Origin of the sequence: Methylocystis parvus OBBP, assembly GCF_027571405.1 — a bacterium.
Classification (GTDB): Bacteria; Pseudomonadota; Alphaproteobacteria; order Rhizobiales; family Beijerinckiaceae; genus Methylocystis; species Methylocystis parva.
This window is the reverse complement of sequence record NZ_CP092968.1, coordinates 275271-299726: the sequence shown is the minus strand read 5'-3', so window position 1 is coordinate 299726 and position 24456 is coordinate 275271. Positions and strand designations below refer to the sequence as shown.

Genomic DNA, 24456 nt, shown 5'->3' with positions numbered 1-24456 from the left:
GCGCTCCAACAGAAATGGGAGCATATGCGTTTATCGTTTCGCCAGAAAGCCGGTTTCAGATTCCGGAAATTCAAAGCGACAATGGCTCCATAAGGCGGCGTCGAAGGCTCAACCAACCATCGCCATCGCCGTCTCGAACGCCGCAACGCCCCCTGCGACGTCGAACGCCTCCACGTCCCGCACGCACGCCAGCGCCTTCTCCGCCCGCTCCAGCGCCTTGCCGGCCAATAGCGGCGCGCCTTCGGCGACGGGGCCCGCCTCGGCGAGATCGCCGTTGCAATGCAGAACCATGTCGCAACCGGCGGCGATGGCGCGCTCCGCGCGCTCGCGGAAACTCCCGGTCAGCGCCTTCATGGAAAGATCGTCGGTCATCAGCAGGCCGTCGAAGCCGATGAGGCCGCGAATGATTTCGCCCACGACCGTCTTCGATTGCGTCCCCGGCGCAGAAGCGTCGATGGCCGTGTAGACGACATGGGCGCTCATCGCCATCGGCAGGTCGGCATTGGCGATGAAGGGCGGAAAGTCGACGGCCTCCAGCTCGGCGCGGCTCGCATTGACCACGGGCAATTCGAGGTGGCTGTCGGCCCTGGCGCGGCCATGTCCGGGAATGTGCTTCATCACCGGCGCGACGCCGCCGGCCATGAGCCCTTCGGCGGCGGCGCGGCCGAGCTTCGCGGCGCGGGCCGGATCGCGGCTATAGGCGCGGTCGCTGATGATGGCGTGGGAGCCTTCCGCAGGCGCGTCGAGCACCGGCAGGCAATCGACGTCGATCCCGACTTCGCGCAGATCATGCGCCATCAGCCGCGCGCCGAGCCAGGCGAAGCGCGCCGCCTGATCGGCGTCGGCCCCCGCCGCTTCGAAACGCGCGGCGCTCGGATAGGCGCGCCAGTTCGGCGCGTTGAGCCGCTGCACGCGGCCGCCTTCCTGATCGACGAGAACCGGCGCGTGGCGGCCAAGCGCGTCGCGCAACTCGGCGGTCAGCCGGGCCACCTGCTCGCGGCTCTCCACATTGCGGCGGAAGAGGATGACGCCCCAGGGGCTGGCGTCGCGCAGAAAAGCGCGCTCTTCGGCGTCGAGTGAAAGGCTTTTGAGGCCGCAGATGAAGGCGCGCATTGACAACTCCCAAATACATCACCCGTCATTGCGAGCGCAGCGAAGCAATCCAGAGCCACAAGGCCGCTCTGGATTGCTTCGTCGCTACGCTCCTCGCAATGACGGAAAGACTTTAGTTCCCCGCGACGAAACAGTTGCCGCCCGCCGCCTTCACCTTGTTGCAGATGGCGTTCGCCGAGTCCTTGCTCACGCCGGCGACGCGCACGCGATAGACCGTCTTGTCGCCGACCTTGGCGGGTTTGAACGTGGCCTTGACGCCATATTTGGCCGAGACCGTCTTGAGCAGCGTGCGCGCTTCCTCCTCGCTATTGGCGGCGCCGAACTGCACGGCGTATCCGCCGGTCGAGGAGCCGGCGGGAGAAGCAGGCGCGGCGGCGTCCGCGGCCGGCGGCGGCGGCTCGACAGCGGCGACCTTGGGCGCGGGCTTCGGCTTCGCGGCCGGCGTCGTCGCCGTCCTGGCGTCGGGCTTGGGCGTCGCGCCCTTGGCCAGAGCGGGGTCGGCCGGAGCGGCGTTTTTCGCCATGGCCGGCGGCGCGGCGTCTTCCACGCGGCTGCCGTCCGGCCGAACCGTCACCGTCTTCACTTTCTTCGGCTGCGCGCCGAGCGCGGGTTCGTGCGGCGCGTCCACCGGACCATTGCCGAGCTTCACCACCTTCGGCGCCACCGTCGGGTCGACGGCCTGCTCCTGGTGCGTGACGATCTGCTTCACCGGCGTCGGGTCCTTGCGGTCCAGCACCGCCGCCCCATTGGCGTTCGGCGCCTCCTGATCGGCCTCGGCGGTCGGCTTGACCTTCACGGGGCCTTCCGGCGCGTTGATGATCGCGATCTCCTTGGAGCCGGACCCGCCGTTGCGATGCATGAAGCCCCAGGCGATGCTGCCCACGGCGACCACGGCTACAGCCGCGACCGCGTGCCACGGCCGAAGGAATTTGCGCACGCCGCCGCGCTGGGCCTCGGGCTCTTCCTCCGCGCCGTAGTCGAGATATTGCGAATCGTCGCCCCAGCCGCCTTCGGCGCCGCCATGATAGGCAGGGTCATATTGCTGATCCGCATAGCGCTGTGAGTCGTCGTAGGCCTGATCCTGATAGGCGGCGTCCGACTCCGCGTAATGCGCGCGCTGGGGTTCGTCGTGGTGGCGAACCTCGGGCGCGGCGTCATATGAGCCGCGAAGATGCGCGTCCCATTCCGGCGTCGGCGGCGGGACGGCCCGCTGCGCGCGCGGATCCGGCAGCAATTCGCCGAACGGATCGGCCTCGGGCTGCTCGCCCTGCATCAGCCGGGCGAGTTCGCTCAATGGATCGGCTTTGGGGGCGGCCTTCGGCGCCTCCCCTCCCCGCATGCGCCGCTCGAATTCCGAGAGGTCGATGGCAGGGCCTCTGACGGACGATTCACGCATGATCCACCTCGATCGTCTTCCCGTTCGCGGAGCCTATCGCAAAGCGTCGCGCGGCGGCGGACAGCCGGGGCACGCGCGTCAACGCATTTCGTCGGGGGCGCTCACGCCGAGAAGTCTAAGGCCCGACCCCAGGACGACGGTTAAGCATAAAACCAGAGCGACCCGGGCGCTCGTTAAATCTCTCTCGGTTGAGATAACAAAGCGTAAATGTGGCTGATCTTTGCCGCGGTTCCAGTGCGCATGGAAAACACTCGACAATTCATGCAGATAGAAGGCGACGCGATGCGGCTCGTGCGCCGCAGCCGCCGCCTCGATCGCGCGCGGATATTGGGCGATCGTCCGCGAAAGCTGCAATTCTCCTTCGTCGGTGAGTAATTCCAGCTTGGACTTGGCGAGGCTCGCAAGCGAGACGTCGAGGTCCGGGAAAGCCGCGAGGGCCTGCCGCAGCACGGATTTCGCCCGTGCATGGGCGTATTGCACGTAAAAGACGGCGTTGTCCTTCGACTGCTCGATGACCTTCGCGAGGTCGAAATCGAGCGGCGCGTCATTCTTCCGGTAGAGCATCATGAAACGCACGGCGTCGACGCCGACTTCGTCGACCACTTCGCGCAACGTGACGAAATCGCCGGCGCGCTTCGACATCTTCACCGGCTCGCCATTGCGCATCAGCTTCACGAGCTGGCAGAGCTTCACGTCGAGCGTCGCCTTGCGGTCGGAGAGCGCGGCGACAGCGGCCCCCATGCGCTTCACATAGCCGCCATGATCCGCGCCCCAGACATCGACCAGCGTGTCGAAGCCGCGGTCGATCTTGTCCTTGTGATAAGCGATGTCGGCGGCGAAGTAAGTCGGCGAACCATCTGACTTCTTCAGCGCGCGATCGACGTCGTCGCCGAAGTCGGTCGAGCGGAACAGCGTCTGCTCGCGATCTTCCCAATCGTCGGGCGCCTGGCCCTTCGGGGGCGGCAGGCGCCCCTCATAGACGAGCCCCTTTTCGCGCAGCCAGTCGATGGCGCGATCGATCGGCGACGGCCCGGCGGCGCGATCATGCAGCGTCCGCTCGGAGAAAAACACCTCGTGCCGGATGTTGAGCGCGGCGAGGTCGTCGCGGATCATGTCCATCATCGCGTCGATGGCCGCGTTCTTGACGATCGGCAGCCATTCGCTTTCCGGTTTGTCGAGCAGCGCTTTTCCATGGGTCTCGGCCAGCGCCGCGCCCACGGGCTTGAGATAATCGCCGGGATAGAGCCCTTCCGGAATCGTGATCGTCTCGCCGAGCGCCTCGCGATAGCGCATGAAGGCGGAGCGGGCGAGCACATCCACCTGCGCGCCGGCGTCGTTGATGTAATATTCGCGCGTCACCTCGCAGCCGGAAAAGGCCAGCAGATTGGCGAGCGCGTCGCCAAAGACCGCGCCCCGGCCATGGCCGACATGCATCGGGCCGGTGGGATTGGCGGAGACATATTCGACATTCACCTTGCCCTGAAGCGCGCCCGCCCGGCCCTTCTCGACGCGGCCGAAATTCTCGGGGTCGCTCAGCGCGGCGCGCAGCACCTGCGAGAAGACTTCCGGCTTCAGGCGAATATTGATGAAGCCGGGACCGGCGACCTCGGCCGTGGCGACTCCCTCCGACTCCGCCAGCGCGTAGCAGATCGCGACCGCGAATTCGCGCGGATTGGCGAAGGCGGCCTTGGCCTCCTTGGCGTAGACCATCGCCGCGTTGCAGGCGAGATCGCCCAGAGCCGCATCCTTGGGCGGCTCGACGACGAAGCGCGACAGATCGAGCGGCGGAAGACGGCCGCCGGACTGGAGGCATTCGAGGATCGAAGCGATGCGGGCGTGGAAGAGGTCGAAAATGTTCATGGAGGTCCGGCTGCACGGGTTTTCGCGCGCGGGTCTAGCAGACCCCGCGCACGAATGCATCCTCGCCCGGACGCAGCCGGCTCAGCGGGGCGATCGCGGCTGAACCTCAAAATGCAGCATCATCCCCATATCCTCATGCTCGACGAGATGGCAGTGATAGGGATAGCGGCCTGTATAACCTCTCGGGAAATGCACCAGAAGCTCAAGAAGCTCGTTGGATTGCGCGCGCACTGTGTCGTGCCGCGCCACCCCGTCGAAATCGAGGGGACGGCCGCCGGTCGTCTCCTCGAATTGATTGCCGCCATCTTTTACCTTCCAGCGCTTGAGAACGACGAAGTTCACGAGATGCATGTGGAAGGGATGCATATCCGGCTTTTTCGCGCCGAGATTGCTGAAGTCGTTGCCGATATTCGCTACGTACCACCGTTCATAGGTTCCCTCCGTCGGCTTGGCGACCTTGCGTCCCGACGCGGGCTGATTCCTGTATATGTGAGGATAACGGAAAACCGGCGGGAAGCCGGCTGGATTGGCGTTTTCGGTCGCAATCCCCCAAAGCGGATCCTCGTTTCTCGGCGCGTGCGGCGGAGCCGGGTCCTCGGGCTCAAAGAAAAAAGCCCGGGAAACCTGATAGGCGACGGGGCCGGCGGTCTCTCCGCGTCTCGACGGATCGCCGAGATGGGCGTCGAAGGGCAATGAAAAGACGGATTGATCGCTCGCCGGATTGGTTGCGGGCCGCAATTCCCACATCTGAGTGTCGCGCCATGGGCCGCGGGTATGAGGCGAGGCTCCTCCCAGCCCCGCCGTGTTGTTCATGAGCAATACAAATCTGTTGCGCGCCACCTGGGCGTTGACGGGATTTGGCGCCAGCTGGGGATGCGCGCCGGGGAGCGCATGGAAGCTCTCGTCGGCGGCGTAACGGCGCAAAATCCCGTTCAGCGCGTCAATGGCCAGTTCGGGCGCTGGCGCTTTCGAATGATCCGACCCGCCGTGATCATGCGGCTCAGCCCTGACCTGGAACAATAGAACATGCGCCAAAGGCTCGGCCGCATCGAAAGTATTTGCGTCATAGGCGATCAGCTTGGCCGCTTCATCCCCCGGCGCGACGACGGATTCGTCGTCTGTCTGGAAGATCCCCGCATCCTCCGGCTTCTGCGGATCGTATCCGGCGAGAGCGAGATTGACGAGGTGAAGATCGGTGTCCGGCGGCACGGAGGTTAGGTCGAGCAGAACGTCCAGTCGCTCGCCCGGAGCGAGCAGCAAATATTGCATTTCCCCAACCGGCGCAGCCTCGCAGAGAAGGCCGCCATCGTTGCCGATCGCAGTCAAGAGATCGCCGCGCCAAACTTTTCCGCCAGACTTTGCGGAAGGATCCGCGATCGTCAGCGCATAAGTGCGGGCGTTGGAGCCGTTGAGCAGCCTGAGCCTGTAGACGTTCGGATTGACATGCGCATGCGGCCAGGGCCGCCCGTTGACGACAATTACGCCGCCAAGAAATTCCGGGCGGCCGCCGTCAGGATTGTCGGCGAGGGGGACGCCCTTTCTGTAATCGAATGCGGTGAAGGCGGGAAATTGCGCCGACGGCTCGGCGAACCACCGGTCCTGAATCACGAGCGGCAATTCCTGCGCCTCTCCTCCGATCAAATGGAAAATCTCGGCGTCGGATTCATCCCGGACGAAATAGAGCCCGGCCAGGCCGGCATGCACTTGCGGGGCTGTGTTGTCCATCCCGTGGTCATGAAACCAGAGCATCGCCGCGCGCTGGTCGTTCGGATACAGATATTGCCGATACGACGGCAAAAAGAAGGGGTTGCCGTCATAGCTCGCGGGATGCAGAGGCCAACCGTCGGACGTAGCCTGTACTTTTCCGCCATGGAGATGCGTGACGACTCCGAGCGAATAATTCATCGATTTGAATTGAGCGACTTTCTCGCCGAATTCCATGGGGAACGGATTGATCGGCGGCATGGCGAGCGCGCGCGCGTCGCCCGCCTTTGCGGGCGTCATGGACGGAAGCCTGTTGATCCAAACCGTCTTGAGCGGCCGGCCTCGCGTGACGTTGATGACCGGGCCAAGATAATTTTCAAGCTTGTCCGCACGCTCCTGCGGCGACCCGCTACGGATGTAACACCATGCGTTAGGATCCTTGGGGGCGGCGATGGCGTCGGTGAGTTTGACGCTGCGGGCTTCGGCCGAAAAAGTCACGCAGCCCCAGGCGCTGGTCTGCCCCGTCGATACGACGTCAAGCGCCGCGAGCGGCAGATGATTTTCGAATTTGAGCAGCATTGCAAATTCCTCCGTGAAAGAAAGCGACTCCGGACGATCGATAAATCCACGCGTCGAAAATGTGCGCGGACGCACGCGGAGAACCTGGGATAACAAAGACCGCACGAAAGTTTAGGCCCAGCTCTTGAACCGCCTCAATACTGCGCTCATGCGCCAAATAGCCGCTTCGCTTCCTGCAAGGCGTACCGGTCTGTCATTCCGGCGATGTAATCTGCGACGGCCACCGCCCGGCCCTCGCCCTCGCCCTCGCCAGACGATGCGCGGATCGCCCATTCCTCCGGCATGAGCGCCGGTTTGTCGAAAAAGGCGGGAAAAAGCCGCGAAATCGCGTCCCATGCGCGCTCCCACACGTCGAGAACGCGCGCGTGGCGATACATGTTCGTGAAGAGAAAACGCTTCAGCTCATGCTCGGCTTCCGTCATCCGAGGCGAGAAGGCGACCATGGCCTCGTCGGCCCCGCGCAGCGCCCCGGCGCTTTGCGGCGCATGGCGTCCGAGGCGCGCCTTCGCGGTGGTGATCGCGTCCTCGACGAAACGGGTGATGATCCGTCGCACCAATTCATGGATGACGCGGCCGCGTTCGAGGCCCGGATGCTTCGCGGCGACCTCCTCCAGCAGCGCTGCGACGAAGGGCGAGGCGGCGCCGATCTGGTCGAGCGAAAAAAGCCCGGCGCGCAGGCCGTCATCTATGTCGTGCCCAAGATAGGCGATGTCGTCGGCGAGCGCCGCGGCCTGCGCCTCGACGCTCGCGAAGGTGGCGAGTTCGAGCGGATAGGCCTTGTCGAAATCCGCGACATAGCGCGGCAGCGGACGCAGCGCCTTCGGCCCCGCGAGCGGCCCATTATGCTTGACGATGCCTTCGAGCGTCTCCCAGCAAAGGTCGAGCCCGTCATAATCGGCGTAGCGGCGCTCGAGCAGCGTGACGACGCGCAGCGCCTGGGCGTTGTGATCGAAGCCGCCATAGGGCTTCATGCACGTCTCCAGCGCCTCTTCGCCGGCATGGCCGAAAGGCGTGTGGCCGAGATCATGCGCCAGAGCCACCGCTTCCGCCAGATCCTCGTCCGCCGCCAAAGCCCGCGCCAGCGCGCGCGCAATCTGCCCCACCTCGATCGTATGTGTGAGCCGCGTGCGGAAATGATCGCCGTCGAGCGGCACGAAGACCTGCGTCTTGTGGGCGAGACGGCGAAAGGCCGTGGAATGGATGATCCTGTCGCGATCGCGCTGAAACTCGCTGCGGGTCGGCGAAGGCGAGACGGCGAAGAGGCGTCCACGCGAATTTGTCGCGTCGCAGGCGTAAGGCGCGAGGGGCTGGCGCAGCGCCACGGTCGGGCTCCCGTCATTGAAAGGCCCGTCCGGCGGGCTTATCTTGCCGCCATAGACCGCGAGACCCGGCGGAAGCAAGAACGGCGAAGGACGAAGCATGACGGAAACGGCGATCAGCGAAGTGGCGCTCACCGAACAGGCGGCGAAGCGGATCGCCGCGCTTCTCTCGACGGAAGCGCCCGGTTCGGTCTTCCGCGTCTCGGTCGACGGCGGCGGCTGCTCCGGCTTCCAGTATCAATTCGCCATCGACTCCTCGGCCAGCGCGGAAGACGCGCTGGTCGAGCGCGACGGCGCGCGCGTCGCCATCGATCCCGCCTCCATCGGCTTCCTGGCCGGCGCGAAAATCGATTTCATCGACGATCTGATGGGCCAGTCCTTCCGCGTGGAAAACCCGAACGCCACCGCCTCCTGCGGCTGCGGCGCGAGCTTCTCGCTCTGACGCCCTCGCGCCGCCCCGCCTCCCGGACGCGTCGTTACGATGCGATCGCCAAATGTCGTAAACTGGCGCTAGGCTGATTTTTTCCGCACGCGGCGCCTCGCGAAGGCGGGGGTCCGAACGCGTTGTTCGGGCGCAACTCATGCCGGAGATCGACTTGGACGCGCTTTTCATCGGCCACGCTTATATCGACGTCACCATGCTCGCCGACGAGATGCCGGCCGGCGACGAGAAAATGGTCGCGCGCGATTACGCCGTGAGCTTCGGCGGCAACGCGGTGACGGCGGGCTTCGCCTGCGCCAAGCTCGGCCATGACGTGCATCTCCTCACCACGCAGGCCCGCGACTGGCTGGGGCATATGTTCGCCGAGATGGCGGATTGCTACGGCGTGCGCGTGCATCCCCGCAAGGTCGCCCGCTCGTCGCTCTCCTTCGTTCTGCCGAACGACGGCAAGCGCGCGATTCTGCGCGCCCGCGACGACAATTACATGCAGCCTTTCGTGCGCCTCGACATTTCGTCCGCGCGCGTCCTGCATCTCGATGGCCATATGGCGGACGCCGCCATTCATTACGCCAGGGCGGCGCGCGAAGGCGGGGTGCTCGTTTCGATCGACGGCGGCGCGATGCGGCCGCATATCGAGGAGTTGTTCGATTTCGTCGACGTCGCCGTCGTCTCGAAGCAGCTCTGCAATCAGATGTCTTTCACCGAGGGCGAGATGCTGGCCTGGCTGAAGTCGAAGGGCTGCCGCGTCGGAGCGGTGACCGTCGGCGAGAAAGGGACGTTCTGGTACGGCGAGGACGGCGCCCCGCAGCACCTGCCCTCGCTTCATGTGCCGTCCGAGCGGGTCATCGACACCTCGGGGGCCGGCGACGTCTTCCACGGCGCCTATTGCGCCTCCTATCTCGATCGCCCGGACGCGCCCTGGCGCGCCCATTTCGAATTCGCCCGCGCGGCCTCGGCGCATAAGGTCCAGCATCTCGGCAATGAAGCCGGCCTCCCGACTCGCGCCGACATCGCCCGGGCAGATGAGGAATTCAGCGCCGGCGCCGTCACGGAAGCCTTTGTTTGAGCGGGTTTTCCACAGGCTGCTCAAAAGGGCTTGGCAAAGCCGCCAACGCCCTGTATACGCCCCTGCACCACGACGTTCCCCGATAGCTCAGCTGGTAGAGCACGCGACTGTTAATCGCTAGGTCGTAGGTTCGAGTCCTACTCGGGGAGCCATTTCCAGCAAATCCACGCCTCTTGTTCGCAGCCGCGCCATGGCCGGTGCGCCCACGCCAAAATTGACGCCGCCCGGATTTATGCTTAACAATTCGTTACGGCATTGAGTGGCGTGGTTATGGTTGACAATCCTCAGACGTTGTTCGTCTCGGTCCTGCTGCTCAACAGCTTGCCCGCATTTCTCCTTTTATTGCTCGGCGCTGTTAGCTGGGCGTCAACCCTGGGCTTATTGGCGGTTCTGGCGTCGGGCGGCGTGACTTATGCCGCGACCTTGATCGCGCCCGCTCTATCCGCGCTGCTCGGCGACGATTCCGCCGGGCGCGGTTCGGAGACGCTATTGCCTGCCGTCTGCGCGCTTGAATGCCTCCTTGCGGCGCTCACCTATGTGGCCGTCCATCATCCCGGCCCCGTTTCATCGACCCGCTGGATCGTCCGCATGCATGACGTCCTGCATGGCGTGGCGCGATAGAAGCAAGCTCCGCACGGCCGCACCTTCTTATTCGACATCGGATGACCGACGCGCCGCAATATCGGTGAACAGCGCCGAACGGCGCGCCGCCCGCGGGGGCGACGCCATTTTTTTCCACGCCGGGACGTAGACGCCGAACTTCATGTAAGGCGCGAGCAGATTGTCGTAGCTGTTCGCGCCTTTGCGATCGACGATCTTCGCGCCGTCTTTTTCGATCTCGACATAGCCGTCTTCGTCCGTCGACCAGCGCAGACGTATGCGCCACTCCGTCCATTTGCCGAGATCGACCGGCGCGCGCCAGATCGTCTTCTCCTCGACTTCTCCGACGCGGTCGACCCAATTCGGCGTTTTTCCTTTCGCCACCCTCACCACCCACGCATCCTGCACGATTTCGAGATCGATCGGCGGCGCGAGCCCCGACTCGCCCTTCCAAAGATCGGGAACATTGTGCATCTGCATCAGCAGCGTCGCTGATTCATCCGGGACCCAGTCCTGCGGCACAAATATTTTGAAGCGGTAATCATACTCCACGCCAAAGCGCGTGGCGGAGAGCCTGAATTCCGAGCGCTTGCTTCCCTTGATCGTCTCGTCCTCGAAACGCAATTCGAACGACGCCGCCTTCTTTCCCGCAAGCAACGGCGCATCGACGACCGTCGCGGAATGCCCGCAGCATGTCTGCCGCATGAAGACGTTCCACGCCGCGAAACCATCGCTAAAATCGTCGATGAAAGGCCAACCGCCCATTGCAAAGAGGCTGACCGAGAGGAACCCCAGCTCCGCGACGAAACCCGATAAGGCGGCGAGCGCAACAATGGCCAGGACGATTTTAAACGATTGCGTTTTGAGCATGAGCAGCGATCAACTTGAATTCGGGCGCGCGCCGAATGATACGATACAAAGAAATCAAGCGAACGTTCCTAGCTCCGCCGCGATTTCATGTCGAGCGTATCACGTCATCTCTTCACCCATTGCGCAAGGATCGATTATGCAGCCGCACGCCCGCGATCGTTCGAAGCTTTTGGACATCCTGTCTCGCAAAGACATCACTGCGCGCTATTGAGCGATTTGGGGCGATACGGTCGGATTCGACGAGGCGATGGCGCATGCGCGGCTGGAGGCCGAGTCTCGCCGAGCGACTTGAACAGGGCTTGGAGACGTCCAGCGCGGGACGCCGCCGCCTTCGCCACCTTTTTGAAATACGTTCTCGTCAATCCCCACGTCTGGATCATCGCGGCGAAATAGCTCCTAATCGTCGGCGACGTGGCGATAGTCGGAAATATTTATGCCGGTCTTTTTGACGATAGCGGGAACGCCGGCGACAAGCACGTTGGGCGGCACGTCCGTCAGCACAACGGAATTGCAGGCGATGAGGGCGTTTTCGCCGATCCGAACCGGACCGATAATCTTCGCGCCTGAATGGACGATGACGTTTTTTTCGAGATATGGAGCGCCTTTAAGCAGAGATCTGCCCCCCAGGACGACGTGAGCGCCAATTTCGCAGCCGGGCCCGATGACGGCCTGCCGATTGATCACGACGCCGAGCCCGCTGTGATGGAAGAAGACCCCTGCGCCAATACGCGCCTCGGCCGGGATCGCCGCGCCGAATGCGATTCGGATCATTCCATCCAGCAAACGCGCGGACCGGCGCCAGCCGCGCGCAAATGCGTGATGGGACAGGGAATGGAGCGCGCAGATCGTCTGTACGGCCATGCCCCGACGCCCCGCCCTCATCCTTCAACATAATAATCGTGATAGTATCGGCCCTTATAAGCCTCGAAGCGCTTGAGCTCCGCCGGGTCCGCCTTGTTGAGGACGGCCCCCAGGACGCGCTGACGGAGCGTGTCGGCGCTTTCCAATGCCTCCCTTACGACGTCGCGGCTCGTCGCCCCCCACTGGATGATGAAGACGAAATTATCGATCAAATGAGCGGACGCCTTGACGTCGACGACCGGAACCGCCGGCGGCAAGTCGACAATGATGTATTCGTAGTCTCGGCGCGACGCCTCGAGCAGGTCGCTCATCGCCTGCGACGTCATCAGTGCGACGACATTGGATTCGTGAGCTCGCAATACGCTCGGAAGGAAGATCAGGCCCGTGGCGCCGTCGGCGACGACGACATCTTCCAGACGCGCGCTTCCCATCAGCACCTCAACGAGGCCTGCATTGACGCCGCCTGCCAATGTGCGCGTGAGACTCGGATTATGGAGGTCGCCGTCGATCAGAAGCGTCCGATGTCCCATCTGCGCCATCAGCAAAGCGAGATTGGCGGCAAAGGTGGTCTTGCCCTCCCCCGGCACAGAGGAAACGACGCCGACAACGCCCGATTTCCGCTGCGAGCGGGCGATGTCGATCGACACTTTCACGTTCCTGATCGTCTCGGTGAATCGCGAAAACGGCGCGTCGACCGAGTGGCGCACATAGGCGGAGGCGCCGCCGAGCAGTCCCGGTCGCGACAAGGCCGCCTTCTTTTTCGCCCGCTCATAAGAGAGGTCCGGCAATATTCCGAGACACTCGACCCCGGCATAATGCACGACATCGTCGACGCCCCGAAAATTATTGCCCAGAAACTCTTTCAACAACGACGCCACAATTCCAAGCGCCAAGCCGAGGGCAAGCGCGCCTGGCATGACGATGATCCCGCGCGGCCAACTCGGCCTGTCCGGCTCCGCCGCCGGCGTGATCACCCGGGCGCTCGAAACCGGGAAGCTCTGTTGCTGCGTCGCCTCCTCGAATTTCTGGAAGAAGGAATCATAAAGGCTGCGATAGGTCTGCGCGCTGCTTTCGAGATCCCGCAATCGGACGAGCGCCTGATTATTCGCCTCGGCCTGGGTCACCAGCTCCTTGAGACTTTTGCGGATGGACTCTTCACGCTCCCTTGCGACTTCGTAATCGCTCTTATTGCTTTCCGCGATCCGCCTGAGTTCGAGCCCGATCGAGCGTTTGATCTCCTCCATCTGATAGTCGATATTGGCGACCGCCCCATGGCTCCGTCCATAGCGGCGCGAGAGTTCTCCCCTCTTCGCCGACAGATCCAGATATTGAGCGCGAAGACGGGTAATGACCTCGCTGCGCAAAGCATCGGCGACCGAGCCGTCGGCAAGCCCGTCCCTGGAAATCTCCATGACCCTGTCAAAGCGTGCGCGCGCCTCCGCCGTCGCCGCCTTCGCCGCGACAAGCTGCGCGTTCACGTCCGCCAGTTGCTGCTCATTCAACGATCCGCGCGCCGTGTCGACCAGGTCGTTTTCCGCTTTGAACTTCTGAACAGCGCGGTCGGCGTCGGCCGCCTGAGCGCGCAATTCCTTGATGCGATCCTGTAGCCATTTGCTCGCCTGCCGATTTGATCGATATTGCGCATCGAGCTCCGCGAGCGAGTAAGCGTCAGCGACGCCATTGGCGATCCGCGCGGACAGCTCCCGGCCGGTCGACGTGTAATCGATCTGGATCACATAGGTCAGACCGACGCGCTTGACCTTCAGGCCCGAGCCGATCTGTTGCGCGATCTCGGACTCGATTTCATCCAGTGACAAAGGCGGGGCTTGTCGGAGCCAGTTCGTCACCACCGATATGAGGGACGACATGAGCCCCGGCGGTGGATGAAAGGCCGGATCATGCGCAAGGTCCAGCGCATGCGCCGCCGCTTTCAAAACGCTGTCCGATTTCAGGATTTCGACCTGGCTCTCGATCAGCCCGGGATCGGACGGCCCGTTGACCGAGACTTCCTGCTTTGCGTTGAATTGCGGCTTGTGGGGATCGACAAAGAGAAGGACTGTCGCCGTGTAACGCGGCGTCGCAAGAAGCGTGTAGACAGCCCCCAGCACGAACCCCGCGCCCATCAGAAAGCCGATGATCGGCCACTGCCGATAAAAAATCCTCAGCAGGCCCAGCGCGTCGAGCTGCGGCACGAGTTTGATCTCGCTATCGGACGGCCCGCGACGCGGACCATGCACACCTATTTGCAGCATATGAGGACCTGTGAGCTTTCGCCTCGGCGCGAATCCTGGATTAACGAAATGGCGGAGCGAAAGGGTCGGCGAGTTTGAGGCTTCGCTGATCGAGCGAATGGACGACGCCGATGCTGAAAACCCGCTGCGGCTCTTCCTGCCTGGGACGATCGCCGGTGAGCTCCGCTCCGGGCGCGTCTGGCCGCGTTGCTTCAAGCCCCTGCCGGAAGCCTCGCTTGACGGCCTCCGGCATGCGACCGATCAGATTGGCGATTGCGCGGGACAATTCCGATCGCTGAGCGAGACAGCCATGATAGGCCATTGCGAGCCCACGGCCGATTTCCTCGCGGTCGGACTCTCTTGCCTCAATCGCAAGCGCCCGAAGCGCCGAATGCGACTGAGCCTCTTTCGAAAATTCGCGCACGTTGTAAACGAGGGCCCGCCGGCTGTCATTTTTCAGCAAGGCGTTTGGCCGTTCCAGAAAACCGTTCAATGCGCTCGCCGAAAGCGTCCGCCCGCAGCCCGCAGCCGCACTTACGGTTGAAACCAGAAGAAAGCTCGAGGCGTAAGCCGCCACGCGCTTTGCCGGTCGCCGTTTCACGCTCAGCCTCCTTCGCCTATTTCGTCGCATTGGCGAGAAATCCGGCGCCTTGCGCGATCTGCGAAAGATTGGTGAAAACAGCCAGCAATTTCTGCAGGTCGGCCGTCGGAGAATCTGTGACGACGATCACGTCCTGGTGACGTAGGTAGAAGCTGTTCATCAGAAAAAATCCCTCGGAGACGCTCAGATCGACCGCATAGATCGTCGGCACGGCGTCGCTCCTGTAAGTCGAGGTATCGACGCCGAGCGACGCGAGCGTGCGCTTATTCTCAAATCGCAGGAGAAAGACGCCCTTTGGGTCGGCGCGAAGCGAATCCAGTCCGCCTGCCTTCGCAAGTCCTTCCGCAAGCGAGAAATTATCCGCGTCGAACGAGAAGCGTCGACTGACCGAGCTTCCGCCGACCACGCCGGTCAGGGAAACTCCAGGCCGTTCGATCGTGGCGCCGAAAGCCATGAATATTTTCGGTTCGCGCGCGAGAAATATGCTGTCGCCGCCCGCAAGCGGAATATTTTGCGACGGCTCCTTGATGATCGTGCTCAACAACGCCTGCGCCGTAGCGCCGCGACGCTGGACCGTCACGATCGTCTCATGAGCCGGCGATTTGGGCCCTCCCGCCCGGGCGATCGCGGCCAAAAGACGGATTCCGGAAGGATCGATGAAGAAACGCGCGGGCAAGTTCACGTCGCCAAGCACGCTGACGTCATTGCTGCGCCGTTCGACGACGCTGACGATCGTCTGAGGTTCGATCGCCCGGTTGGCCAGTCGGCGTGAAACTTCCGCGCCGACTTCCTTGGCCGTTCGACCGGCCACGCGCACATTGCCGATATAGGGAACGTTCACCTGCCCCGAACTGTCCACTTCCTGATTCGGCATCTGCACCAGATTGCCGGACCGCACGCCGGCCTCAGCCGGAATGAAAAGCCCGCCGGCCAGCGCCTCGAACACAGTGACGGATATGACGTCCCCGACGCCTATCGGCGCCTCCGCCTTATGACTTTTGCTGGAAGCGAGACCATTGAAACGCAGCGCGAGCGCGTTCGTCGTGCGATTAACGGCGTTCGCCGTCTCCGGTCCAAGTTTGACAAAGGCGTAACTGAGCGTCTCACCGCTCGCCACATGAACCTCCGCAGCGTTCCGAACGGCCTCGGCGGTGGGTCCATCTTTTGGAACGAGTTCGGCAGTGAAGGAGCAAGACGTCAACGCCATTGCGAAAATCGCCCAAAGAAATTTGACCGGGAAACGATTTATCGATCGACGCCCCTGCATCGCGCGAATTCGTTTCGTCAACACTGCTGGCAAATGAGCAATCCTCGTCGACGTCAGGGCGTCGCCTCGATCGTCGCCTTGCAAGGGCGGAGCCGCCGACATTGCGACGCATTCATTTGCGCTTTCATTGCGTCGTCTCGTAAAGCGAAAACGCCTTGCGCTTGATGATGGAAACATCGAACCATAGCTCTTTCAATGTCAGTTGGTTCACATCTCGCGCGGCGAGAGTCAATATGCGAATGAAAGAACGAACATGCGGGACGACGCAGCGTCGCAAAGCCTTCCAAATCTTGGATCGCACGCAATTCTTCCTGAAGGCGTGCGCATTTATGCCGTTGGAGACATTCATGGTCGGGCTGATCTGCTCGAGCAGGCATTTATCCGCATCGAGGCCCATAAGCGCGTGCGCCCAATAGCAAATTCGATCGAAATCTATCTCGGCGACTATATTGATCGCGGCCCGCATTCTCGTAACGTCCTCGATCAGATGATCGCCCGCGCAACCGAACCGAATGTCGTCGCTCTCATCGGGAATCATGAAGAGTTTCTGCTGCAGTCGCTGCAGGACGGCGAGGCGTTCCCGGATTGGATGCGTTATGGCGGAAGAGAAACTCTTCTCTCATATGGCGTTCCGGCTCCGCTTGAAGCGTCGAGCCGGCGATTGGAAGAGACTCGGCGTCTTATGAAAGACGCGCTGCCCAAGTCTCATATTCATTTTCTTGAAAGTCGTCCGCTGAGCTATTCGTATGGCGGATTTTTTTTCGTGCATGCGGGCGTGCGCCCGAATGTCGCGTTGGAGGCTCAACGCCGAAGCGATCTTTTATGGATACGCGACGAATTCATCGGTTGGAGCGGAGCCCTTCCGGCGATTGTGGTGCATGGTCACACACCCGTACGGACGCCGCGCGTCGAACCATACAAGATCAATATCGATACTGGCGCCTATGTGACCGGACGATTAACATGCCTCGTGCTGGAAGGCGCGACGCGCGCATTCCTTTGACGCAAAATAAATCACAAATGCTTGTCCGTTTTTGTAACTTTCTTAAAGACCCTTGGCCGATTCGGAGAAAGAAAAATGTTCGCCAAACGCGTTTCCGTCATCCTGCTGTTCGGCGTTTCGATTGTCCGGTGCGACGCCGCAGTCGCTTTTGAAGCAGAAATCGCACGCGAATATTGGACGCCGCCTTATTGTCAGAACGACCTCTTCGCGACGGAACTGCGCTGCGCCCCGCGCGCGGATACATCGAGCGATGAGCAGATCCGTCAGCTCAACAAGGTCGATAGGGTCGCCGCGGAAAAGCACAAACCCTATATGGATTTGTTCGCCTGGCCCGCAGCGCGATGACGGATCGACGCTTCACCCGGCTTCTCCCGCGCCGTGAAATCGTCCGCGAATTCTGCGAACGTCCGCCCCACATAGCCGGCGCGGCCAATTGTTTCGAACAGGATCTCCAAATGGTCATAAAGGCGCTCTATCTCCGCATTCGTTCTGAAATTCGGACTTCCGCCCGGCATGAATTCGGACGAATGCAGCGTGAATTGAAGATAACTTTGGCCGGACTGCCCTGCGCGCGCGACGATTTCCAGCATTGAAGAGAGGTTACGCCCATCGGGGCGCAGCCAAAGGCGAGGCCGATCGAACCGCCCCAGAAGGCGGCGCGCAATTTCCTTATATATTGGCCTCCGTCCGATCATGATCGTGATTGGAACCTCCAGCAGCGCCATCTCGTGATTGACGAGATAGGTCGGTTTGAAGCCGACCAGCTCGGAGAGCGCCTGAAATCTCGGGAGATATTCGGCGTTCCTCGTCGTCGCCTGTTTGGGGCGCGACCAAATATCGTCGCCTTCCATGTCAATCGAAATCAGGAAGGAGGGTTGCGTCGCCGGTTCAGAGCCCATGGGAGCCATATCGACGACGCAGCGGAAAAAATGGTTGCTGAAAACAATGATAGGACAACGCCGCGATCAAAAACGTTATCGGAACGCCTATCGATGATAAGATGACCGCCTCGCCGAGCGGCAGATTAGCAGCCGCTTCGCCGGTAACGCAGTCGAATATGTGACGCGGCTCAAGATGCCACAAATAGGCGCCGTAAGACATTCGCCCCATCCACCTCATCGTCGGCCGCCGCAGAAAAGCGCTCGCCCTGAGACCTCGAGCGGTCAACATCGCGACGGCCCCCACGGAAAGCGCGACGCCCTGCAGCGAGTATCGAAACGTCTCTCGGAACCAGGGCGCGCGGACTGCGAAGGTCGCCGCGACGATCAAACCGGCGGCGACAAGGCCGATCGACGTCCAACGGTTCATTATCCGCAAGATTTCCGGCTCGCGCCAAAGCGTTAAGGCGACAAGACAACCATAGGCGATCGAGTCGATGCGCGTATCCGTCGCCACGTACAGATATTCTGCAGGCGCGCCGGCCGCCGCCAGGACGATGCGCCAGGACAGGATAAGAAGCAAAAAGGGGATGCAGAGGCGCTGCACGCCGTCTGGACCGAAGCGGAAAAAACATATCGGGAAAAGCAGATAGAAATGCTCCTCCACCGCCAGCGACCAGAGTTGCGGCCAGCGCAGCTCCAACGGAAAGAGCCCGATACTCGAAAACGCTTCGGTGTAATTGGCGACGTAAAGGATCGCCGTCAGGAAATCCAACCTCCTCGGGACGCCGATATAGAGGGAACCGATCGCCGCCGACAGAGTCAAATAGGCGAGAAGCTCCGGCTGCAGGCGCAGAAACCGACGTAAGAAGAAATTTCGAAGCGAAACGCGCCGTCGAGCGGCAAGCTCCCTGAGCAGAAGCGTGGTGATAAGAAAGCCGCTGATAAAGAAAAATATCGTCACGCCAAAAGCGCCGGGTATCCAGTCGCCGAGCCCGTAATGGGAGAGCATGACGAGGAGCACGGCGAGAGCGCGCAGCCCGTCCAGATTGGGAATCGTCCCGCGCGAGAGAAAGTCGCTCACATCTCCGGCGGGCTTCCGTTCCGCAAGCTCCCGCCCGCTCTGCCGGATTTCCGTCACCATGCTTCACATCCTACGAGCAGGTCGCGGACCAAGTCTCGATAGCGCGCAACCATCGCATCCTGGCTAAGATGGCTGACCGAGGCGCGCGCCCTCGACGCAAGCGCCTTCCGTCTCCCCATCTCCGCCAAGTCCTGAACAGCGCAGGCAAAGCCTTCAATATCCCCGGAAGGATAAAGCCGCCCATTCTCGCCATCTCGCACGATCTCCGGCGCGCCGCCGACATTCGAGGCGATCATCGGAACGCCCGACGCCAGAAACTCCAACGCAGAAAGCGGGAAAGTCTCTATCGTACTGCAGAGCGCGCCGATGTCGCACGCCGCGACAAAGGGCGAGACGTCGTACTGCTCGCCGGCGAAAATCACCTCGGCCCCCAGCCCGAGAGCCCGCACGCGCGACTCGACCAGGGACCGCGTCGGACCATCGCCCACCAGGAGAGCTTTGATCGCGACGCCCCTCCCCCTCACGCGCGCGATCGCTTCGATCAATTCGATCTGGTTCTTTTCAACCCGAAACGCGCCCACATGTCCGATCACCAGGTCGCCTTTGGCGATCCCCAACCGGCTTTTGGCCTCCTCTCGACCAAGCCCGCAAAATTGGCGAAGATCCACGCCATTGGCGATCACGGACTCCCGCCTCGCGACGACGCCGCGGGCCGCCCATGCCTTCCTTTGATTTTCCCCGACATAGATCAAGCAATCGGCATGTCTCACGGCAAATTTGAAAGCATTCTGAAGCCGCGACTCGAAGGGCTGCATCTCGGTTGTATGGAAAACGCACGCGAGTTTCGGACGCCCGGACAGAAGAAGATGCATCGCCGCCGATACGATCAACGGCGTTTGATTCACCGCGACAATCACATCCGGCCTGAAGCCTTGCAGCGCGTTCCATATGCGCGGCCAACCGAAAAGATCCGACATTCCCTTTAAGCCAAGAAACAAAGCCCCCTCGGCGCCGGGATGTCCGAGAAGCGCGGAGGGTCGCCTTCGCCCGAATACGACCAGTCGCGTCTCGAAGCCCATATTCGAAAAAGCCTGACGCAGAACGACGGCGTGCCGTTCCGCGCCTCCGACGTCGAGACCCGGAAGGAAAAAAAGGATACGTTTCCGTCTCTTCTTCATCTGCCGCCTTCCGGCGTCTCTCGAAAAGAACAGACCAGCGACTCGGCAATTGGCTCCCAAGCAAACCGCGTCTCACCCGCGAGCCGCGCCGCCCTCGTCAATCGGGCCAGCTCGCCCGAATTTATAAGAAGTCGATGGAGAGCGTTCGCAAGCGCCACCGCATCGCCCGGCGGGACTAATACGCCGTCAACGTCATCTCTGACCGAGTCGATCAGCCCGCCGCAGCGGGAAGCGACGACTGCGCGGCCATTTGCATAAGCGGCTGCGGCGACCCCGCTTTGGGTCGCCTCTGTATAAGGCAGGACAACGATCGAAGCGTTTTGGAACGCGGCGACCGCAGCCTCAGGCGCGACGAAACCTTCCCTGAGATTGATAAAATCGCGCGCGAGCCTCGCTTGGTTGCGGATCAGTTCCGAACCTCCGCCCAAGATCGAAAGCTCAAAGCGCACGCCTCGCGACCGCAACGCGTCGGCCGCGTCGAGTAGAACAGTCAATCCCTTATAGGCTTCCATCCGACCAAACATCAGAATCCGTCCAGCTGCCGACGGACGCATCTGCTCGGGCTCGGGCGTCAATATCGAGCCATGCGGCGTTTCCACAATCGTCAGGCTCTCCCCGACCTCATCTCTCAACTGAGCGGCGCAAAACGCCCCGTGCACATGAAATAACGACGCCGCGGCGCGCATCTTCAAACGATTTTCGGCGTTTGCTTTCACCCATTCGGCGTCGAGGCCCGGATGCGGGCGGGGATCATGGACCGTGAGCGCGATCGGCGCAATGCGGCGAAGCGCCCTGACAACGCAGGCGGAGAGATTGTCAATCTGCTCCTGAACACTGACGACCGACGGGGAAAAGACGAGGACGCGCGCGAGGATAAGCATTAACGACCTTGCCCGGTTCATTCGGCCGGTCGACTCGAATTCAAATATCTCGACCGACTGCCGCGTCCGACGCAATAAACGCTCGCTGCATTCCGCGGCCATGTTCGCCCGATCGACGATCAACAACACTGGCGCATGGCGCGACAGCGCAATGGCGAGCCTCACGGAATATTCCGCAAAGTGCGGCGCGAAGATAGCGATGCGAAAAGGACGTGATTTCATTTCAGCAACCGAAATGCCGAAAACTCTTGCCTCACGCGCAGCCCACTCGTCCTTGCGCACGAAAAAGCTCGTGCGGACGCGAACATGCAAATCCACATGGAAAACGTCGGGGACAAACATTTCCCAACCGTCCAAGGCTCGATCGCGACGATCCTTCTCATGAGCCGCAACACATTTATCCACATAAATGAAGCAGGTCTACGCGCGAAGAAGCTCATAAATCTATCAAGCCTCAGTCGAGCCCCCGATCGCAGACAGCGCTCGAGAAAATCGTAAGCATCGACCTGTCCGCGAAATTTTATCCTCGCGCCCGTGAAGGCGACGTCGGCGTAAAGAGGCTGCTTGATCACGCCGCATTCATCCCGCCTCGGAATGGGCGCTGAAGCGACGCCCGACTCAAACGTGAATGTCGACTGCATGGCGACGATCTCGATCTTTCGACGTAACAGGTTTTGCATTCTTGAAAAACTGCATCCAGAACGACGGATCGCGACGCAAATGATCACGCCGACGATCGCGCGACGCCATTGAATCGTTACCAGCGTCTTCGACAAATTCAACATCAAACATTGGATGAAAGCGCATCGATCGCTCTTTACATCGCGCGTGATGACGGCTTAAAGGTTGCTTAGCATTTTATGAAGCGATGCGACGCAATCGCGCTGTGTTGATCATCACGTTGCAAAGAGCGTGCGTATGAAGATCTCAATTTTTGGCCTCGGCTATGTCGGACTGACGGCCGCCGCCTGCATCACCGAGCAGGGACATACAGTTTACGGCTTTGACGTCAGCGAGGCCAAAGTCGCTCAAATCTCCGCAGGGCTTTCGCCCATCAAGGAACCGGGCGTCGAAGAAATTATCGGGCGCGCGACAAAGAACGGGTTGCTGAGGGTTTGGAGCGCCGTCGAAGATCGGGTGAGCGAATGCGATATGGCGATCGTGTGCGTTGGAACGCCAAGCGGACCGGACGGCGCGCACAATATGAGCGACATCGCGGAAGTGTCCCGCCAGATCGCAGCGAGCATTCACGCGAAGATTCGCGAGGCGCCGCTTACCGTTGTTTATCGAAGCACGTTTCGTCCGGGAACGATCGAAGAGCTTATCGCGCCGATCTTCCGGTCGATCCTCGGCGAGGATCATCTGGCCGTCGAGCTCGTCTACAATCCCGAGTTTCTCCGGGAGGCCGTTGCGGTTCACGATTATTTCCACCCGCCAAAGATCGTCGTCGGCACGTTCGATGGCGGACCGAATGTGCGGATGGACGAATTGCACAAGGGCATCGAAGCCCCTGTCTTCTATACGCGTTATCGGGAGGCTGAATTCACAAAATTCGTGGACAACAGCTTTCATGCGCTAAAGGTCGCTTACGCAAACGAAATTGGACGCGCATGCGCCCATCTCGGCATTAGCGCCGGGGCCGTACATGAGATTTTCGTCTCGGACACGAAGCTGAATATTTCACCTTGCTACACTCGACCCGGCGGACCCTTTGGAGGATCATGCCTGCCGAAGGACGTGCGCGCGCTCCAATATATTTCCTCTGACGTTGGCGCCCAGATGCATGTCGTCGACTCGCTTATCCGGTCGAACGACGCTCACAAGCATTTCATTTTCCAGCAGGCGACAAAGGGTTTGGCTCCTGGCTCGAAGGTCCTGATGATTGGCCTCGCCTTCAAAGCGGACAGCGACGATCTGCGGGAGAGTCCGAATGTGGATCTCGCCCGCAAGATGCTGCAGGCGGGATTTTCCCTCACTGTTTACGATCCTTCGCTGCGGCCGGGCCAGCTCGTTGGACAAAATCTCGGTTACGCCTATTCGCAACTGCCGTCGCTGTCGGAACTTCTCAAGCCAAGAGAATTTATCGAGGATAATGAATTCGACGTCGTCGTCGACGCCAATGGGGCCGCGGCCTCTCTCAATCTGAAGGCGAAGCGACTCTTCAAAATGCATGCGCTCGCCTGAGATCTCCGCCAGCAGATGAGTTGATGGCCAATGACGAACCAATCGATCGGCGACAATGTGACGCGCGTCCCACAGGATCGCGTCGCTTCGGGCCCGACGCTTTCCGGGAAGCGTGTGCTCATCATCGTCGAGAACCTGCCTCTTCCCTTTGACCGGCGGGTTTGGCAGGAAGCGAGAACTCTTTGCGAGAACGGCGCGATTGTCTCGATAATATGTCCGAAGGGAAAAGGTTACGAGCGCGGATATGAATATTTGGAGGGGATTCACATCCATCGGCATGCTCTGCCGCTGGAGGCGCAAAGCGCGTTCGGCTATCTGAAGGAATATGGAGCGGCGTTTATCGCGGAGACATTTCTCGCCTGGAAAATATTTTTCGTAAGAGGCGTCGACATTATTCACGCCTGCAACCCGCCCGACCTGATCTTTCTCGTCGCGGCGCCGTTCAAGCTTCTGGGCGTCCCCTTCATATTCGATCACCATGACATAAACCCCGAACTTTACGAGGCCAAATTCGGCAGACGCGGCGTCTTCTGGCGTCTGCTGCTCTTTCTCGAGCGATTGACTTTCTTCCTTGCCGACGTCTCCCTTGCGACCAATCAGAGCTATCGGAAGATAGCGTTCACGCGCGGACGGATGGATTCGAGCGATGTCTTCGTCGTTCGGAGCGGTCCGGATCTCGGGCGACTGACCCAGCCGCCCTCAGACGAGAAATGGAAAAAAGGTAGACGGTTTCTTGTCGGCTATGTCGGCGTAATGGGCGATCAGGAGGGAATCGACCTTCTTCTCGAAGCGGTCCGCCATCTCGTTCACGACCTCGGGCGACGCGACATTCAGTTCGCGTTGGTTGGAAGCGGGCCAAGCCTTCGCGCGCTCGAGATACGAAGCGTCGAACTGGGCGTCGCGGATTTCGTTTCTTTCCTCGGGCGCCTCTCCGACGCCGACTTATTTTCCGTGCTCGCGACATCCGATGTCTGCGTCAATCCGGACCGCGTCAATCCAATGAACGACCTGTCGACAATGAACAAGATCCTGGAATATATGGCGCTTGGAAAGCCCATTGTTCAGTTCGACGTAAAAGAGGGACGGTTTTCGGCCGGCGACGCCTCGCTTTACGCGCGCGCAAACGATCCCGTCCATTTTGCCGAAAAGATTCTCTCTTTCCTGTCAGACGAGGCGGCGCGCTTGGAGGCGGGCGATTTCGGCCGCCGGCGTCTACAGGACGAACTCGCCTGGCGTCATCAAGCGCCCATTCTACTCAGAGCCTATGAGCGGGCTTTGAGCAAAAGGCGTCGCTTTCAGATTTTGCGTTCGGCAAATGATTGATCGAGGCGTGGATCGA

The 24456-nt window shown here is 61.3% G+C and carries 22 protein-coding genes and 1 tRNA gene; 8 read left to right on the top strand and 15 right to left on the bottom strand.

Annotation, left to right across the window (positions count from 1 at the left end):
• Window positions 1-108: 108 nt before the first annotated feature.
• From nagZ to MMG94_RS01375, 5 genes are all read right to left on the bottom strand, one after another.
• Window positions 109-1113 (bottom strand): beta-N-acetylhexosaminidase, encoded by a 1005-nt coding sequence (nagZ, locus tag MMG94_RS01395; RefSeq protein ID WP_016918925.1) that lies wholly within the window; start codon window positions 1111-1113, stop codon window positions 109-111.
• Window positions 1114-1225: 112 nt separating this feature from the next.
• Window positions 1226-2509: an SPOR domain-containing protein gene (locus MMG94_RS01390; protein WP_016918926.1), complete on the bottom strand. Its 1284-nt coding sequence runs from the start codon at window positions 2507-2509 to the stop codon at window positions 1226-1228.
• A gap of 78 nt (window positions 2510-2587) precedes the next feature.
• Window positions 2588-4369: an arginine--tRNA ligase gene (argS, locus tag MMG94_RS01385; RefSeq protein ID WP_016918928.1), complete on the bottom strand. Its 1782-nt coding sequence runs from the start codon at window positions 4367-4369 to the stop codon at window positions 2588-2590.
• An 81-nt stretch (window positions 4370-4450) separates the two neighbouring features.
• On the bottom strand, window positions 4451-6652 hold the full coding sequence (locus MMG94_RS01380; RefSeq protein ID WP_020372416.1) for a multicopper oxidase family protein: 2202 nt from the start codon (window positions 6650-6652) through the stop codon (window positions 4451-4453).
• A gap of 146 nt (window positions 6653-6798) precedes the next feature.
• The gene (locus tag MMG94_RS01375; RefSeq protein ID WP_016918930.1) at window positions 6799-8073 is read right to left on the bottom strand and encodes a deoxyguanosinetriphosphate triphosphohydrolase; all 1275 of its coding nucleotides are present in this window, start codon (window positions 8071-8073) and stop codon (window positions 6799-6801) included.
• On the opposite strand from MMG94_RS01375, the gene erpA reads away from it, so the two are divergent.
• From erpA to MMG94_RS01355, 4 genes are all read left to right on the top strand, one after another.
• Entirely contained in the window at window positions 8072-8413 is a 342-nt protein-coding gene (erpA, locus tag MMG94_RS01370) for an iron-sulfur cluster insertion protein ErpA (RefSeq protein WP_016918931.1), read from the top strand. The two genes, MMG94_RS01375 and erpA, sit on opposite strands and share 2 nt — an antisense overlap.
• A gap of 139 nt (window positions 8414-8552) precedes the next feature.
• Entirely contained in the window at window positions 8553-9479 is a 927-nt protein-coding gene (locus tag MMG94_RS01365) for a PfkB family carbohydrate kinase (RefSeq protein WP_016918932.1), read from the top strand.
• 76 nt (window positions 9480-9555) lie between these two features.
• A tRNA-Asn gene (locus MMG94_RS01360) sits at window positions 9556-9631 on the top strand.
• Between the two features lie 118 nt (window positions 9632-9749).
• Window positions 9750-10100 (top strand): hypothetical protein, encoded by a 351-nt coding sequence (locus MMG94_RS01355; protein WP_016918933.1) that lies wholly within the window; start codon window positions 9750-9752, stop codon window positions 10098-10100.
• 27 nt (window positions 10101-10127) lie between these two features.
• Here the strand turns inward: MMG94_RS01355 and MMG94_RS01350 are convergent, their stop codons facing one another.
• From MMG94_RS01350 to MMG94_RS01330, 5 genes are all read right to left on the bottom strand, one after another.
• Window positions 10128-10949 carry a polysaccharide lyase family 20 protein gene (locus MMG94_RS01350; protein WP_016918934.1) on the bottom strand — a complete coding sequence of 274 codons (822 nt, stop codon included), beginning with the start codon at window positions 10947-10949 and terminating at the stop codon, window positions 10128-10130.
• A 396-nt stretch (window positions 10950-11345) separates the two neighbouring features.
• On the bottom strand, window positions 11346-11720 hold the full coding sequence (locus MMG94_RS01345) for a serine O-acetyltransferase (protein ID WP_040579001.1): 375 nt from the start codon (window positions 11718-11720) through the stop codon (window positions 11346-11348).
• A gap of 107 nt (window positions 11721-11827) precedes the next feature.
• Entirely contained in the window at window positions 11828-14062 is a 2235-nt protein-coding gene (locus MMG94_RS01340; RefSeq protein ID WP_016918937.1) for a polysaccharide biosynthesis tyrosine autokinase, read from the bottom strand.
• Between the two features lie 40 nt (window positions 14063-14102).
• Window positions 14103-14642, bottom strand: coding sequence for a hypothetical protein (locus MMG94_RS01335; protein WP_154420101.1), 540 nt, complete (start codon window positions 14640-14642; stop codon window positions 14103-14105).
• A gap of 16 nt (window positions 14643-14658) precedes the next feature.
• Window positions 14659-15849, bottom strand: a complete 1191-nt coding sequence (locus MMG94_RS01330) for a polysaccharide biosynthesis/export family protein (RefSeq protein ID WP_157212428.1) — start codon at window positions 15847-15849, stop codon at window positions 14659-14661.
• Between the two features lie 313 nt (window positions 15850-16162).
• On the opposite strand from MMG94_RS01330, the gene MMG94_RS01325 reads away from it, so the two are divergent.
• Window positions 16163-16912, top strand: coding sequence for a metallophosphoesterase family protein (locus MMG94_RS01325; RefSeq protein ID WP_051001092.1), 750 nt, complete (start codon window positions 16163-16165; stop codon window positions 16910-16912).
• A 75-nt stretch (window positions 16913-16987) separates the two neighbouring features.
• Entirely contained in the window at window positions 16988-17257 is a 270-nt protein-coding gene (locus MMG94_RS01320) for a hypothetical protein (RefSeq protein WP_016918942.1), read from the top strand.
• Here MMG94_RS01320 and MMG94_RS01315 read toward each other — a convergent pair.
• From MMG94_RS01315 to MMG94_RS01295, 5 genes are all read right to left on the bottom strand, one after another.
• Window positions 17221-17811, bottom strand: coding sequence for a polysaccharide deacetylase family protein (locus tag MMG94_RS01315; protein ID WP_016918943.1), 591 nt, complete (start codon window positions 17809-17811; stop codon window positions 17221-17223). The genes MMG94_RS01320 and MMG94_RS01315 overlap by 37 nt on opposite strands.
• A complete protein-coding gene (locus tag MMG94_RS01310; protein WP_016918944.1) occupies window positions 17801-18934 on the bottom strand; it encodes an acyltransferase family protein in 1134 nt (377 codons plus the stop codon). The genes MMG94_RS01315 and MMG94_RS01310 overlap by 11 nt, the downstream gene beginning before the upstream one ends.
• Window positions 18928-19953, bottom strand: coding sequence for a glycosyltransferase (locus MMG94_RS01305; RefSeq protein ID WP_244415248.1), 1026 nt, complete (start codon window positions 19951-19953; stop codon window positions 18928-18930). The genes MMG94_RS01310 and MMG94_RS01305 overlap by 7 nt, the downstream gene beginning before the upstream one ends.
• Before the next feature lie 95 nt (window positions 19954-20048).
• On the bottom strand, window positions 20049-21275 hold the full coding sequence (locus MMG94_RS01300) for a glycosyltransferase family 4 protein (RefSeq protein WP_016918946.1): 1227 nt from the start codon (window positions 21273-21275) through the stop codon (window positions 20049-20051).
• 276 nt (window positions 21276-21551) lie between these two features.
• A complete protein-coding gene (locus MMG94_RS01295) occupies window positions 21552-21740 on the bottom strand; it encodes a hypothetical protein (protein WP_154420103.1) in 189 nt (62 codons plus the stop codon).
• Window positions 21741-21851: 111 nt separating this feature from the next.
• On the opposite strand from MMG94_RS01295, the gene MMG94_RS01290 reads away from it, so the two are divergent.
• Entirely contained in the window at window positions 21852-23117 is a 1266-nt protein-coding gene (locus MMG94_RS01290; protein ID WP_016918948.1) for a nucleotide sugar dehydrogenase, read from the top strand.
• A 30-nt stretch (window positions 23118-23147) separates the two neighbouring features.
• Window positions 23148-24440, top strand: coding sequence for a glycosyltransferase family 4 protein (locus tag MMG94_RS01285; RefSeq protein WP_016918949.1), 1293 nt, complete (start codon window positions 23148-23150; stop codon window positions 24438-24440).
• Window positions 24441-24456 lie beyond the last annotated feature (16 nt).